The sequence below is a fragment of the Pseudomonas sp. R9.37 genome (genome assembly GCF_963878885.1).
GTDB lineage: Bacteria > Pseudomonadota > Gammaproteobacteria > Pseudomonadales > Pseudomonadaceae > Aquipseudomonas.
This window is the reverse complement of the sequence record NZ_CAWNZA010000001.1, coordinates 135,825-149,441: the sequence shown is the minus strand read 5'-3', so window position 1 is coordinate 149,441 and position 13,617 is coordinate 135,825. Positions and strand designations below refer to the sequence as shown.

15 protein-coding genes are annotated in these 13,617 nt (G+C 61.0%); 9 read left to right on the top strand and 6 right to left on the bottom strand.

Annotation, left to right across the window (positions count from 1 at the left end; all coding sequences use genetic code 11):
* Positions 1 to 82: 82 nt before the first annotated feature.
* Complete coding sequence (locus AACU78_RS00670) at positions 83 to 1,171, bottom strand: endonuclease/exonuclease/phosphatase family protein (RefSeq protein WP_106579329.1); 1,089 nt, start codon at positions 1,169 to 1,171, stop codon at positions 83 to 85.
* 39 nt (positions 1,172 to 1,210) lie between these two features.
* The gene (locus AACU78_RS00665) at positions 1,211 to 1,870 is read right to left on the bottom strand and encodes a YciC family protein (protein WP_106579407.1); all 660 of its coding nucleotides are present in this window, start codon (positions 1,868 to 1,870) and stop codon (positions 1,211 to 1,213) included.
* Positions 1,871 to 2,050: 180 nt separating this feature from the next.
* On the opposite strand from AACU78_RS00665, the gene AACU78_RS00660 reads away from it, so the two are divergent.
* From AACU78_RS00660 to AACU78_RS00650, 3 genes are all read left to right on the top strand, one after another.
* Complete coding sequence (locus AACU78_RS00660; RefSeq protein WP_106579328.1) at positions 2,051 to 2,818, top strand: DUF2076 domain-containing protein; 768 nt, start codon at positions 2,051 to 2,053, stop codon at positions 2,816 to 2,818.
* Between the two features lie 117 nt (positions 2,819 to 2,935).
* Entirely contained in the window at positions 2,936 to 3,412 is a 477-nt protein-coding gene (locus tag AACU78_RS00655; RefSeq protein WP_032884625.1) for a LabA-like NYN domain-containing protein, read from the top strand.
* A 29-nt stretch (positions 3,413 to 3,441) separates the two neighbouring features.
* On the top strand, positions 3,442 to 4,053 hold the full coding sequence (locus AACU78_RS00650; RefSeq protein ID WP_106579327.1) for a 3'-5' exonuclease: 612 nt from the start codon (positions 3,442 to 3,444) through the stop codon (positions 4,051 to 4,053).
* 257 nt (positions 4,054 to 4,310) lie between these two features.
* Here AACU78_RS00650 and AACU78_RS00645 read toward each other — a convergent pair whose 3' ends face one another.
* The gene (locus tag AACU78_RS00645; RefSeq protein ID WP_106579326.1) at positions 4,311 to 4,619 is read right to left on the bottom strand and encodes a DUF3077 domain-containing protein; all 309 of its coding nucleotides are present in this window, start codon (positions 4,617 to 4,619) and stop codon (positions 4,311 to 4,313) included.
* A 1,048-nt stretch (positions 4,620 to 5,667) separates the two neighbouring features.
* Here AACU78_RS00645 and AACU78_RS00640 point away from each other — a divergent pair.
* Entirely contained in the window at positions 5,668 to 5,931 is a 264-nt protein-coding gene (locus AACU78_RS00640; protein ID WP_106579325.1) for an acyl carrier protein, read from the top strand.
* Between the two features lie 119 nt (positions 5,932 to 6,050).
* Here AACU78_RS00640 and AACU78_RS00635 read toward each other — a convergent pair whose 3' ends face one another.
* Positions 6,051 to 6,512, bottom strand: coding sequence for an Lrp/AsnC family transcriptional regulator (locus tag AACU78_RS00635; protein WP_106579324.1), 462 nt, complete (start codon positions 6,510 to 6,512; stop codon positions 6,051 to 6,053).
* 160 nt (positions 6,513 to 6,672) lie between these two features.
* Between AACU78_RS00635 and yedA the strand changes: the two genes are divergently transcribed.
* Complete coding sequence (yedA, locus tag AACU78_RS00630) at positions 6,673 to 7,569, top strand: drug/metabolite exporter YedA (RefSeq protein WP_106579323.1); 897 nt, start codon at positions 6,673 to 6,675, stop codon at positions 7,567 to 7,569.
* 48 nt (positions 7,570 to 7,617) lie between these two features.
* Complete coding sequence (locus AACU78_RS00625; protein WP_106579322.1) at positions 7,618 to 8,955, top strand: DEAD/DEAH box helicase; 1,338 nt, start codon at positions 7,618 to 7,620, stop codon at positions 8,953 to 8,955.
* Positions 8,956 to 9,077: 122 nt separating this feature from the next.
* Here the strand turns inward: AACU78_RS00625 and AACU78_RS00620 are convergent, their stop codons facing one another.
* Both AACU78_RS00620 and AACU78_RS00615 read right to left on the bottom strand, forming a co-directional pair.
* The gene (locus tag AACU78_RS00620; RefSeq protein WP_106579321.1) at positions 9,078 to 10,304 is read right to left on the bottom strand and encodes a TIGR03862 family flavoprotein; all 1,227 of its coding nucleotides are present in this window, start codon (positions 10,302 to 10,304) and stop codon (positions 9,078 to 9,080) included.
* Positions 10,305 to 10,474: 170 nt separating this feature from the next.
* Positions 10,475 to 11,395, bottom strand: coding sequence for a histone deacetylase family protein (locus AACU78_RS00615; protein WP_106579320.1), 921 nt, complete (start codon positions 11,393 to 11,395; stop codon positions 10,475 to 10,477).
* 75 nt (positions 11,396 to 11,470) lie between these two features.
* Between AACU78_RS00615 and AACU78_RS00610 the strand changes: the two genes are divergently transcribed.
* From AACU78_RS00610 to AACU78_RS00600, 3 genes are read left to right on the top strand one after another with little or no spacing between them, the layout of a single operon-like run.
* Positions 11,471 to 12,040, top strand: a complete 570-nt coding sequence (locus AACU78_RS00610) for a GNAT family N-acetyltransferase (RefSeq protein WP_106579319.1) — start codon at positions 11,471 to 11,473, stop codon at positions 12,038 to 12,040.
* A 41-nt stretch (positions 12,041 to 12,081) separates the two neighbouring features.
* On the top strand, positions 12,082 to 12,951 hold the full coding sequence (gene tesB, locus AACU78_RS00605; RefSeq protein WP_106579318.1) for an acyl-CoA thioesterase II: 870 nt from the start codon (positions 12,082 to 12,084) through the stop codon (positions 12,949 to 12,951).
* Positions 12,948 to 13,547 carry an HAD family hydrolase gene (locus tag AACU78_RS00600; RefSeq protein ID WP_106579317.1) on the top strand — a complete coding sequence of 200 codons (600 nt, stop codon included), beginning with the start codon at positions 12,948 to 12,950 and terminating at the stop codon, positions 13,545 to 13,547. Before tesB ends, AACU78_RS00600 begins: the two co-directional genes overlap by 4 nt.
* The last annotated feature ends 70 nt before the right edge of the window (positions 13,548 to 13,617 follow it).

Sequence of the window (13,617 nt, the reverse complement as noted above, 5' to 3'; positions counted from 1 at the left end):
CTATCGGGTTCACCGCGGTGATGCTATCGCAGGCAAGCCAGCTCCCACACAAGCCAGCTTTCCACAGAGTGTTAAGTGTGGGTTATTGCGCGGCCGGGAGCAGGAACCGAGCGATCACGGGTAGGTGGTTGGAGATACGCAGTGTGTCTTCTTGCCGTACTTTGGCCTCTACCCGCTTGATCCTTGGGCTATAGAACAAATAATCCAAGGTCCGATCCGGCCCATCCACACTCGGGTCATTGGGGAAGTGCGTTAGCCACTTCGCCCGGTCAATCCCGCTGGATTCACTGTTACTGGGGATCATCGGGTATTTATCCCACAGCAGGTGCAGCTCGCTGTCCGGCGAATACTGCCCGCGCTTGCCCGCGTCCAGGCGCAGGAATTGCCCCAGCGGCAGCAAGTTGAAATCCCCACCAATCAACCACGGCGTGCCACGGCCTTCGAACTTGTCCAGCAGCTTAACCGTGGCTTTTACCTGTTCCTGCACCGCCGACCGCCCAGGCTTATCGCCGTCCAGCCGGGTGTTGAGCACGGCCAATTGGCCACCATCGCTCAACGGCAAGTAGGTCAACAATAAGGCGGGTTTGGGTTGGAACTGGCGACTGATGAAGTTGGCCGGAGACACCGGCAGTTGCAGGCGTTCGGCGTGTTCGATCTGGTAGCGGCTGAGCGTCACCAGCTTGCGGCCGACGCTGCCGAAAATATGCAGGCTGGGCACAAAGTCGGCTTTCCAGTCGAAGGCCTGGGCGCTGCACGGGTAGAGATCGACCAGGCGTTCCTGCAGCAGGGCGATCTGGTCCTGGTAATGGGAGGGCTTGGCGTTTTCGTCGAGTTCCTGCAGCAGCAGGATGTCGGGTTGTTCGTCGCGGATCACCCGCGCCACTTCGTCGAGGCTGGAGGCCATGTCTTCCACGGTAGGGCGATCATCCGGGCCGTTGCCGTCGGCGGTGTCGTACCAGAACACATAGTTCTTGCCCGCCAGGTATTGCACATTCCAGGTCATGACCTTCAGCGCCTGCCCGGGCAGCAGCGTTGGCGCACGCGGCGCGACGCAGCTTACGGGCAGGGTTTGTTTGTCGGCGGGGCGCCAGGTCAGGCTGTAGATCAGGGCGGCGAGCAGGCCCGCGATAATCAGCAGGCTCAACAGGGTGATGCGCAATAAACGGGTCATCGGCTCGGCTTATGGCGTTTCAGGAGTGGCAGGAGCATATCACCGCGCGTCGGCATCGCCACCGATCAGCATGAATAAACGGAACAGCACCACGCTGGTAAACAGTTGCAGGAAGCTGTGGGCGCTGTCGATCAGTACGCCCAGCAACGGCGCGGGGTCAGGGTACGCCGCCACGCTCGCGCCTTTGAGCAGCCACAGCGGCGTCATCACGCACAGCAGGCACACCAGGATTCGCCAGAAATGCCCACGGGTCAGGCGAAAACTTTCCTTCATCGCCTCCAGCGCCGACATACCGCGTAACACCAACAGGTACTCGGCAAACGCTAGCACTACCATCAGCCACAGGCCCGGCAAGAAATACAGCGACAAGCCCAGCAGGATCAGCAAGGTGCTGATGGCCGTGAGCAGCGCTAAACGCGGCCACAGGGTCAGTGCCATGGCCCACACGTCTTTGGTCCGCGGCGACTCCCCACGGGTGCGCGCATCCAGAAACAGGATCAACGCGCCGGTGTACAGCGGGTACACCAACAGCCCCACCACCACGCTGTAGCCGGGGAAGGCGTCCGGGCCCAGCATGTGATTGAGCACTTGTTGCAGCAGGGCTTCGAGAATCACCAACGGCAGGCACAGCTGGACGATAGCGCCCAGATTGCGTTGGGTGAAACGGAAGGAGTCGCGCAAAACGTCTAACGGATTCATCAGGTTCATCACAGGCCGAAAAGCAAGGCCCATACTTTAACCGATCATGACGAAAGGTAAGCAAACGTAAACCTTGCGTAAAGACCATTGAAACGTCTGGTAACAACCCCATAACTAGTGCGTAGCTCGTCTGATCACAGGCGGGCCCATGATTTTTACCGGCAATCTAACGAGGTCGCCATGAACAGCGAAGAGCAAACCCTGATCGATGGACTGTTTTCACGGCTGCAGCAAGCCGAAACGGACTCAGCCCCCCGCGACGCCCTGGCTGAAGCGCGGATCAAGGAGCACATGACTCGCCAACCGGCCGCCGGGTACTACATGACCCAGTCGATCCTGGTGCAAGAACACGCGATCAAGAGCCTCGACGCGCAGAACAAGCAACAGGCGCAGCAGATCCAGCAGTTGCAGGATGAGTTGCAGCAGGCCAAGGCTCAGGCAGCACAGCCGGCGCCGAGCAGTGGCGGTTTTCTGTCGAGCATCTTTGGCGGCGGCTCCCGTGATCCGCAACCCGCGCAAACTGCGCCGGCGGCTTCCGGTGGCGGCTGGCGTGAGCCTGGGCGGCCTTCGTTCGGCCAGCCTGCGCCGCAGCAAAACTACGGCGCGCCGCCGCAAAACTATCAACAGCCCCAACAAGCGCCCGCAGCACCGATTGGCAGTGGCTTTCTCGGTGGGGCGTTGAAAACCGCTGCCGGCGTGGCCGGTGGTGTGATGCTGGCCGAAGGCATCAGCAGCTTGTTCAACCACAACTCGCAACAGCCGCAAGTGGTGGAAGAAATCATCCGCGAAGAGCCGGCGCCCGCCAGTGATAACGGCAATTGGGGCAACGACGACCAGAAGTTTGCCGGCAATGACAGCTGGGGCAGCGACAATGCCTCGGACAGCTTCGCCGACAGCGACTATGGCGACGATTCCTCCTCGTTTGGCGACGACGATTCCTTCGTCTGACCCGCCTTCAACCGGGGCGCTTCGTCGCCCCGGGCTGATTTTTCGCTGAAACTTTCCCATGGCTGGCATACTGGCGCCTTTCCGGGCGCTGGCGCCTGGCTGTCATGAGGAAGTGCGGTGAAGAAAATTGCGGTGTTCGCCGATGTACAAAACCTCTACTACACCGTGCGCCAAGCCTACGGCTGCCACTTCAACTACGCGGCCCTGTGGGCGGACATCAGTTCGCGCGGGCAGATCGTCGAAGCCTATGCGTACGCCATCGACCGTGGCGACAGCAAGCAGCAGCAATTCCAGCAGATCCTGCGCAACCTGGGCTTCACGGTAAAACTCAAACCCTACATCCAACGCAGCGACGGCTCGGCCAAGGGCGACTGGGACGTGGGCATCACCCTCGACATCATGGACGCCGCCGACCACGTCGACGAAGTGGTGCTGGCCTCTGGCGACGGTGATTTCGACATGCTGCTCGAACGCATCATCCAAAAGCATGGCGTCGAAGCCGTGGCCTATGGCGTTCCGGGGCTGACGGCCAACTCGCTGATACGCGCCGCCAGCCGCTACGTGCCGATCGAAGGCGCGCTGCTGCTTAAATAAGTCAATTGTCAGACGGAGTTGGAACAGGTTTGGAACGTATAGCGGTCATCGACTTTGAAACCACCGGCATCACCCCGAGCAGCCACTGCCGGGCCACGGAAATCGCGGTGGTCATCCTTGAGCGCGGCCAGATCGTGGACCGCTACCAGAGCCTGATGAATGCCGGCGTGCGTGTGCCGGGCTTTATCGAACAGCTCACCGGCATCAGCAACGCCATGCTGCGCAGCGCGCCACCGGCCGAGCGCGTGATGAACGAAGTGAATGAATTCGTCGGCACCACGCCACTGCTGGCGCACAACGCCGCGTTCGACCAAAAGTTCTGGGATTTTGAGCTGGGCCTGATCCGCCGCACTCGCCTGCAAAAATTCGCCTGCTCGCTGCTGCTGGCCCGCCGCTTGATGCCGTCGGCGCCGAACCACAAACTCGGCACGTTGAATTCATTCGCCCAACTGCCCCACACCGGCAAGGCTCACCGGGCGATGGCGGATGCCGAAATGGCAGCTAACTTGACGGCGCACCTGGCCGAGCAACTGCGCGGTACGCATGGGTTGCGCGAACTGTCCCACGACCTGCTGTGCACCTTGCAGAAAGTGCCGGCAGCGAAGATCAATGAGCATCTGAAGAAGCACCGCGGGTTCTAAACCCTGCGCAGATCTCATGTGGGCGGAGGACTAATTGTGGCGAGCGGGCCTATTGTAGGGAGCGGGTTTGTTGTGGCGAGCGGGCTTGCCCCGCGTTGGGCTGCGCAGCAGCCCCAAACCCTGACGCCCAGTTCCAACTGACAGAACGCGGTGACTTCATTAGGGCCGCTTCGCAGCCCAACGCGGGGCAAGCCCGCTCGCCACAGAAGCCCGCTCGCCACAACAAGCCCATTTGCCCCAAAAGTTCGCTTGTCAGGCTATCGAGGCTGCACGCATTCCAACGCCCGCTCCACCACCTCCTTCGCCATCCCCACCAAATGCATCACCGCCCGCTGCTGCGCGCTGGTCGTCTCACCCGCCACCTGCGCCGTCTCCACCGCGCAATGCAGCAAGTCGGCCGCATGGGCGAGGGCGTCTTCGAAGCTCAGGTTATCGTTCATAACAAAATTGGGTGCATCCGGGGCGCAGGCTTTAAGGTAGTAGTCGATGGCTCGTCGGTTGAGCAGGGCGTCTTCGCTGAGGAAGTCTGGTTTGGAGCGAGGTGGGTCGGGGGTAACTTTGACCATGATGTAACTTCTCCGCTAGGTAAGAAGCTGCAGCCGTTCGCTTGCACGCGAATTAGGGTGGCAGCAATACGCGGGTGTGCAAGACCGGGGCGGAAAAACCCAGCAGGCCTAATGGCCTCCCGCGCACAGCTGCCATAACGTGCCAACGCCTAATAAAATTGGGCGCTGGATGGTAAGGCTTTGTGCATTTTCCACAGATCGGACTTGCACGTCCGGCCACCGAACATTCGATGACTGAGCGAGACTAGCGACCTGATCCGACGGAAACAAGGCCGTGGAATTCTCTAGGAAACGTCCCGCAAATGAAAGAGATCGGTCTTGCTGGCCACTAAAACATCAACTGTTTGTGGGGCCTTTTGCGCTCTTTCTGATTGGTCAGTAGGCCGATCAGCTAATGCATCGTCGGACCTTTCTGTTTTATTTCTTCACCCATCTATTGCCCTTTGCTGCGACCTAACATTGCGCCTGTCATTTACGTAAAGGGACTACGTCATGCAGGAAAGCGACCTCCACACAGCAATCATGCGAAGCCAGTCTGAACTCCAGCGCGATGGCGTAGATCTTGGATCAACTTCCAGCATGGCGTTTCATTTGGGAAACACGATGACAAGCTGCCCGGCAGTCATGCTTTTGCCTCATTCACCAAGCTGGACTCATGGCGCCAGTTACACGCTACTCAGGCCTCTTCAGGCGGACTCCACTGTGCCTAACACCACTGTTGACGACCTCTGGAAATGCACACAGCAACACCACGGCCTGACGGCTGCGACGGTTCTCACCGGCGCGGCGGGCATACCCATCAGCAAAATTGCCGTGGGGACTTGGGTCCACGTCGGCTCCAGCAAAACGACGAACCTGGCGAGCCTTATTGGAATGCGCTTTTTCCCTCGTAAGCTGATCAGGCAGCCAACAGCGGCCAGGTTGGCAAAAGCAACGTTAGGCACCGTCCGCGTATTTGGCATTATTGGGCGACGCATTCCCTTCGTTGCTGTGGGCCTGGCTATTTTTGACCTGATCAGTATTGGCAAGTGTGCCTATGAGGCGAGAAATGGAAGGTGGCCCGACCCGAGCCGAGATTTCCGAAAAGGTGATTCAGCTGTTCGTCGATATCATTGGTTTTATCGACCGAAGCCAAGTGACGGAACACACGGATTTCATCCATGACTTCACGATCATTGATGACGATTTGACCTGCTTCGTTATGCAGATTAAGTGGCAATTCAACCTGCAGGCGACTCAGGAAGACTGGGATCACATCACGACCATCAAGCAGGTTGTCGAGTTGATTGCTCAGCGCTCAAGTCTTCGCTGAAGCAACTGACGCCATCGCAGGCAAGCCAGCTCCCACGGTTGACCGAGTCGCCAGGGCTGGATGCAATCTACTGTGAGAGCTGGCTTGTCGGGGCGCCGCATCGCAGCGATGACGGTGTATCAGCCGCCATTTTTCCCATTGCGTTCCAACTGCCCCAACGGCACCCGCCGCGCTATTGCGCTCGACAAAATGATCGAGGTCTTGCTGAAGCCAAACTTCGCCACCCGGTTGATCAGGTTCTCCAACTCCGGCATCGAGCCCACCGCTGCTTGCATGATCACGCACGGGTCGCCTGTTACCCGGTGGCATTCGGTCAGCTCGGGGATTTCCGCGAGGGCGTCGTAAACCTTTTGGCTGCCATTGTTGGTCAGGCGCAGCTCTATCGTGCATTGGATCGGCAAACCGATTTTCGACAGGTCGACCTTGGCCTGATACCCGGTGATCACGCCGCTGGCTTCCAGCTTGGCCACGCGCTCGGCCACGGCGGGGGCGGAGAGGTTTACAGTGCGGGCCAACTGCGCATAGGACGCGCGGCCATCCTCGAGCAGGGCGCTGAGGAGCATGCGGTCGTATTTGTCCATGATAAGGCTCCGGTGATGCGTGGCTTTCGAATACATGGGTTATAGCCTTCAGAAGCATGTTTTGAAAAGTGTATGGGCGCTTTAAACAGGTTTTGTAACTTATGTTCAGCGTGCTGCCTTTTTAGAATAAGCCTCCAATATTCTGCCGCAGAGCTACCCAATGCCTGGCCCACGTCGCTTTCCCTTACCGTTGATTGCCGCTTTTTTTGCGCTGTATGTGATCTGGGGTTCTACCTACCTGGTCATTCGAATCGGCGTGGAGTACTGGCCACCGCTGATGCTGGGCGGGATTCGATTCCTGGTAGCGGGGTTGGTGATGTATGGCTATTTGCGCTGGCGCGGGGCGCCTGCGCCGACGTGGGTGCAGTGGAAGGCCGCGGCCAAGATCGGCGTTTTGCTGCTGACCTTTGGTAATGGTGCGGTGACGGTTGCCGAGCACACCGGCGTTGCTTCCGGCGTGGCCGCGTTGGCGGTGGCGACGGTGCCGTTGTTCACGTTGCTGTGTGGGTATTTCTGGGGCGCACGCAATACGCGCCTGGAGTGGGCCGGCGTGGTGCTGGGGATTATCGGCATTGCCATGCTCAACATGGGCTCCAACCTGCAGTCGAGCCCCACCGGTGCAATGTTGCTGCTGTTCGCCGCCGCCTCCTGGGCCTTCGGCTCGGTGTGGAGCCGGCATTTGCCGCTGCCGGCCGGCGCCATGGCCAGTGCGGCCGAGATGATCATCGCCGGTGCCCTGCTGCTGGTGGGCAGTGCGCTGACCGGTGAGCGCCTGCATTCAATCCCGCCAATTGAAGGCTGGCTGGCCTTGGCTTACCTGGCCGTGTTCGGCTCGATCATCGCCTTCAATGCCTATATGTACCTGCTCAAGCATGTACGCCCGGCAGCGGCGACCAGTTATGCCTACGTGAACCCGGCCGTCGCGGTGTTGTTGGGTATTGTCTTCGTCGGCGAGACCATCGGCATGGAGGAAGCCTTGGCGATGCTGGTGATCATCAGCGCGGTGTTGCTGATCAGCCTGCCCCAGTGGCGAAAGCCCAAGCCGGAAATAAGGTAAACTGCCGCGCATTACGCCCTTGCGCTGAATTTTTCCTACGGTAAACACATGACTTTCGCCACACTTGGCCTGATCGAACCCTTGCTGCGCGCCCTTGAGACGCTTGGCTACCAGACCCCGACGCCGGTGCAGGCGCAAGCCATTCCGGCGGTGCTGGCCGGTCGCGACCTGATGGCCGCGGCCCAGACCGGCACCGGCAAGACCGCAGGTTTCGCCCTGCCGCTCCTGCAACTGTTGACCATGGAAGGGCCGAAAGTCGCCGCCAACTCGGCGCGTGCGCTGATTCTGTGCCCGACCCGCGAGCTGGCCGAGCAGGTTCACGCCAGCGTCGCCGAGTACGCCCAACACCTGCCGCTGACCACGTACGCGGTGTACGGCGGCGTGAGCATCAACCCGCAGATGATGAAGCTGCGCAAGGGCGTCGACATTCTGGTCGCCACGCCTGGCCGCCTGATCGACTTGTTTCGCCAGAACGCGCTGAAGCTCGACCAGTTGCAAACCCTGGTACTGGATGAAGCCGACCGCATGCTCGACCTGGGCTTCTCGGAAGAACTGGCGAACATCTACCGCATGCTGCCGAAAAAGCGCCAGACCTTGCTGTTCTCCGCGACCTTCTCCGATGAAATCCGCTCGCTCGCCGGGCAGATGCTCAACGACCCGCTGAGCATAGAAGTCAGCCCGCGCAACGTCGCCGCCAACACCGTGAAACAGTGGGTGGTGCCGGTGGACAAGAAGCGCAAGGCGGAGCTGTTTGTGCACCTGATGCGCAAAGGTCGCTGGAAGCAGGTGCTGGTGTTTGCCAAGACCCGTAACGGTGTGGATGCGCTGGTAGACAAGTTGCAGGGCTTGGGCATCAATGCCGATGGCATCCATGGCGACAAACCGCAAGCAACCCGCCAGCGTGCGCTGGACCGCTTCAAATCCAGCGAAGTGCAGATTCTGGTAGCCACCGACGTGGCAGCCCGTGGCCTGGACATCGAAGACTTGCCGATGGTGGTCAACTTTGACCTGCCAATCGTGGCCGAAGACTACATTCACCGTATCGGTCGCACCGGCCGTGCGGGCAACACCGGCGAGGCGATTTCGCTGGTGTGTGCCGATGAGGTGAACATGCTGTCGGCCATCGAGATGCTCACGCGTCAGACCCTGACCCGCAAAATGGAGCCGGATTTTGAGCCGGAGCACCGCGTGCCGGACACCGATGCCAGTGGGCAGGTGGTGAAAAAACCGAAAAAGCCGAAGAAGCCAAAGACGTCGGGCGGTGGCGGCGGTAAGCGCAATCTGGGTAAGTGGGTGGACAGCGGGGACGTAGCGCCGGCTGAGCCGTCGATCAAGCCGGTGCGCAAGGTGCCGGTGTTCAACACCGGGCCGCGCAAGAAGAAGTGATTTTGCGGCGCTGCTGATGGCCTCATCGCAGGCAAGCCAGCTCCCACATTTTGAATGTATTCACAGCTCAAAATGTGGGAGCGGGCTTGCCTGCGAAGGCGGCTTTGAAGTCGCCACAGACCTCAGCGCTTAAGCCATTCCAACATTCCCCGCCCAGCCGCTCTGCCGCTGGCAAAACACCCGGTCAGCAAATAGCCGCCCGTCGGCGCTTCCCAATCCAGCATCTCCCCGGCGCAAAACACCCCCGGCAATTGCTTGAGCATCAGCCGCTCATCCAGCGCCTCAAACGGCACACCCCCCGCCGTGCTGATGGCCTCATCCATCGGCCGGGTTTTCACCAGTGTCAGCGGCAATGCCTTGATATCCACCGCCAGTTGCGCCGGATCGTGGAAGTGTTCCGCAGGCGCCAGCTCACGCAACAGGGCCGCCTTGACCCCGTCCAGGCCCAATTGGCTGTGCAAATGCTTGCTCATCGAGCGCGAACCACGCGGCTTGGCCAGTGCAGCCTGGACCTTGTCCAGCGGCTTGCTCGGCAGCAGGTCGATATGCACCGTGGCTGAGCCATCGCGATTGATCGCTTCACGAATCGGCGCTGACAGCGCGTAGATCAAGCTGCCCTCGATGCCCATGGCGGTGACCACGCATTCCCCCAACCGAGGCTTGTCATCTGCCACGCCGATGGCGACGTTTTTCAACGGCGCGCCGGCGAATTTGCTCACCATCAATTCGCTCCAGGCTGACACCTCAAAGCCGCAATTGCTCGGTTGTAACGGCGCGAAGGGCACGCCTTTGTCTTCCAGCAACTTGAGCCAGGCGCCATCGGAGCCCAGGCGCGACCAGCTGCCGCCGCCCAGGGCCAGCAACACCGCATCGCTGTGGACAGTTTTTTCGCCGTCCGGGCTGTGGATAAGTAAACCGCCGTCGGCCGTCCAGCCCAGCCAGCGATGCCGGGTGTGGATAACCACGCCTTGATCGCGCAGGCGTTTGAGCCAGGCGCGCAGCAGCGGGGCGGCTTTCATGTCGGTAGGAAACACGCGGCCGGAAGTGCCGACAAAGGTTTGTATGCCCAGCCCATGAATCCACTCGCACAACGCCTCGGCACCAAAGGCTCGCAGCAGCGGCGCCATGTTCGGCGCGCGTTCGGCGTAGCGCGACAGGAACGCCGGGTACGCCTCGGAGTGGGTGATGTTCATGCCGCCCACACCCGCGAGCAGAAACTTGCGGCCCACTGACGGCATGCCGTCATACAGGTCTACCCGCACGCCCGCCTGGCTCAGGACTTCAGCGGCCATCAGCCCGGCTGGGCCGCCGCCGATAAGAGTGACGTGTCGAGAAGGGTGCTGAGGCATGGGCAAGGCTACGGTCGTTGAATAGGCCGAGCATTCTACCCGACGGCAGCGTGGCTGCCTGATCAAAAAACGTACACTTTCCTACAGGCCATACGGCTGTGCGCTTTCAGGCGCTTACGCTCAAGTTATCCACAGGCCGTTCCACAGGCATTGTGGGTAACGCGCACAGTTCAATGACACCCTGATGACGTCCACACCCGCTGAGCGCTGTGGTGCAGGATGCCGTGGCGGCGGGCCAGGGCCGGGCGGTCTTTGCTGTAGCCGCCACCGATCACGCCCATCACCGGAATGTCGCGGCCCAGGCAGTGGCGCATCACGCTCTCGTCGCGGGCGGCGACGCCTGCGTCTGTCAGCTTGAGGTAACCGAGGGCGTCGTCCTTATGCACATCGACACCGGCGTCGTACAACACCAGGTCAGGCTGGTAGAGCGGCAGCAGGTAGTTGAGCGCGTCGTCCACCACCTTGAGGTAATCGGCGTCGCCCATGCCCATGGGCAGCGGGATGTCCCAGTCGCTCTGAGCCTTGCGTGCGGGGAAGTTCTTTTCACAGTGCAGCGACACGGTGATGGCATCCGGCGTGTCGTGGAGGATGCGTGCAGTGCCGTCGCCCTGGTGCACGTCGCAGTCGAAGATCAGCACGCGGTTGACCCGGCCGCTGGCCAGCAGGTAATGGCTGATCACCGCCAGGTCATTGAAGATGCAAAAGCCGGCGGGGTAATCGTAATGGGCGTGGTGGGTGCCGCCCGCCAGGTGGCAGGCCAGGCCGTGTTGCAGCGCCTGTTCGGCCGCGAGGATCGAGCCGCCGACCGCGCGCACGGTGCGCCGCGCCAGGGCTTCGTTCCACGGCAGGCCGAGGCGCCGTTGGTCTTCGCGCGACAGCTCACCGCTCATGTAGCGCTCGATGTACCCCGGTTCATGCGCGAGGGCCAGAATCTGCGCCGGGCATACCTCTGGTCGCAGCAATTGGCTGTCCTCGGTCAGCCCGCTGTCCACCAGGTGATCGCGCAACAGGCGAAACTTGTCCATGGGAAACCGGTGGTCTGCCGGGAACTCAGGGCTGTAGTCATCGTGGTAGATCAATGGCAATGGCATGGGATTTTCTGACGGGAACCTGCGAAGGATCTTACCAGCGCTGTACACTCACGCACATGGCAAGGGAGGGGACCCATGGAGCCGATACTGGAATTGGAAAGCGCGCGCTTGCTGCTGCGCCAATGGCGCGACAGCGACTTACCGGAATTTGCGCGCATGTGCGCCGATCCGCAGGTGATGCGTTATTTCCCGGCCAAGTTGAGCCACTTGGAAAGCGCGGCGTTGATCGGCCGGATTCGCGGGCATTTCGCCGAATACGGCTTTGGCCTGTGGGCCTTGCAGCGCAAGGACACCGGCGAATTTATCGGCCTGACCGGGCTGCTGAATGTCAGCTTTGAAGCGGACTTTACCCCGGCGGTGGAAATCGGCTGGCGCCTGGCCCGCGAACATTGGGGGTTGGGGTACGCCAGTGAGGCGGCGTGGACCGCGCTGCGGTGTGGTTTTGACCGACTGCAGCTGGATGAAATTCTCGCCTTCACCACCGAAACCAATCTGCCATCACAAAAAGTCATGCAAGCCATCGGTATGCATTACGATCCCCAGGCAGATTTTGAACACCCCAAGGTCGCAGCCGATGATCCGCTGCGCCATCATGTTTTGTATCGCATCACCCGCGCCCAATGGTTGGACACGCTGCACGGATAAGCAGCCCGGAATGCCCTCTCGATTGTTGTAGGAGTTGCTCTATGAGCCAAGTATTGGAAGATCTGGTGGACTTGCTGACCCTGGAGCCGATCGAGGAAAACCTCTTTCGCGGCCGCAGCCAGGACCTGGGTTTTCGCCAACTGTTCGGTGGCCAGGTGCTGGGCCAGTCGTTGTCGGCTGCCAGCCAGACCGTAGAAGAAGCGCGACATGTGCATTCCCTGCATGGTTACTTCCTGCGCCCCGGCGACGCCTCATTGCCGGTGGTTTACTCGGTTGACCGTGTGCGCGATGGCGGCAGTTTCAGCACGCGCCGCGTCACGGCGATCCAGAAGGGCAACCCGATTTTCACCTGCACCACTTCGTTCCAATATGACGAGAAGGGCTTTGAGCACCAGACCACCATGCCTGTGGTGGTCGGCCCGGAGAACTTGCCGTCCGAACTGGAACTGACCCAGCAGCGTGCGCACCTGATCCCCGAGCACATGCGCGACAAGTTGCTGTGCCCCAAGCCGATCGAAGTGCGCCCGGTGACTGAAAAAGACCCGTACAACCCGCAGCCGTCCGACCCGGTCAAGTACGTGTGGTTCCGAGCCGACGGCGCGCTGGCCGACGCGCCCGCGCTGCATAAATACCTGCTGGCCTATGCCTCGGATTTTGGCTTGCTGACCACCTCGTTGCTGCCCCATGGCAAGACCGTGTGGCAAAAGGATATGCAGGTCGCCAGCCTCGACCACGCGCTGTGGTTTCATGCCGACCTGCGCGCCGATGACTGGTTGCTGTACGCCATGGACAGCCCGTGGGCCGGTAACTCGCGCGGTTTCTCGCGCGGCAGCGTGTACAACCGCGCCGGGCAACTGGTGGCCTCGGTGACCCAGGAAGGCTTGATTCGCCATCGCAAGGACTGGGCATGAGCCTGTCGGACGTCAAGCATTGGGTGTTTGACATGGACGGCACCCTCACGGTCGCCGTGCATGATTTTGCGGCGATTCGCGTGGCCCTGGAGATTCCGCCCGAGGACGACATCCTCACGCACCTGGCGTCTTTGCCGGCGGACGTGGCGGCAGCCAAGCACGCGTGGTTGCTTGCGCATGAGCGCGAGCTGGCTGTGGGGTCAGTGGCGGCGCAAGGTGCGGTGCAGCTGGTGCGCGAGCTGGCCGGGCGCGGTTATCGCCTGGGCATCCTGACGCGCAATGCGCGCGAGTTGGCGCACATCACGCTGCAGGCGATTGGCCTGGAGGACTGCTTTGCCGTCGACGATGTGCTGGGGCGTGAAGATGCGCCGCCCAAGCCGGACCCGGGTGGTTTGCTGAAACTGGCGCAGGCTTGGAAGGTGGCGCCGAGCGAGATGGTGATGGTCGGGGACTACCGCTTTGACCTGGATTGCGGGCGGGCGGCGGGGACCAGGACGGTGTTGGTGAATGTGCCCGAGAACCCTTGGCCGGAGTTGGCGGATTGGCACGCTAAGGATTGCGCGGCCCTGCGCCGGATGATCCAGCCCCAGCACTGAAGATCGAATGTGGGAGCGGGCTTGCTCGCGAAAGCGGTGGATCAGTCACTGATGAGTCGACTGAAAATCC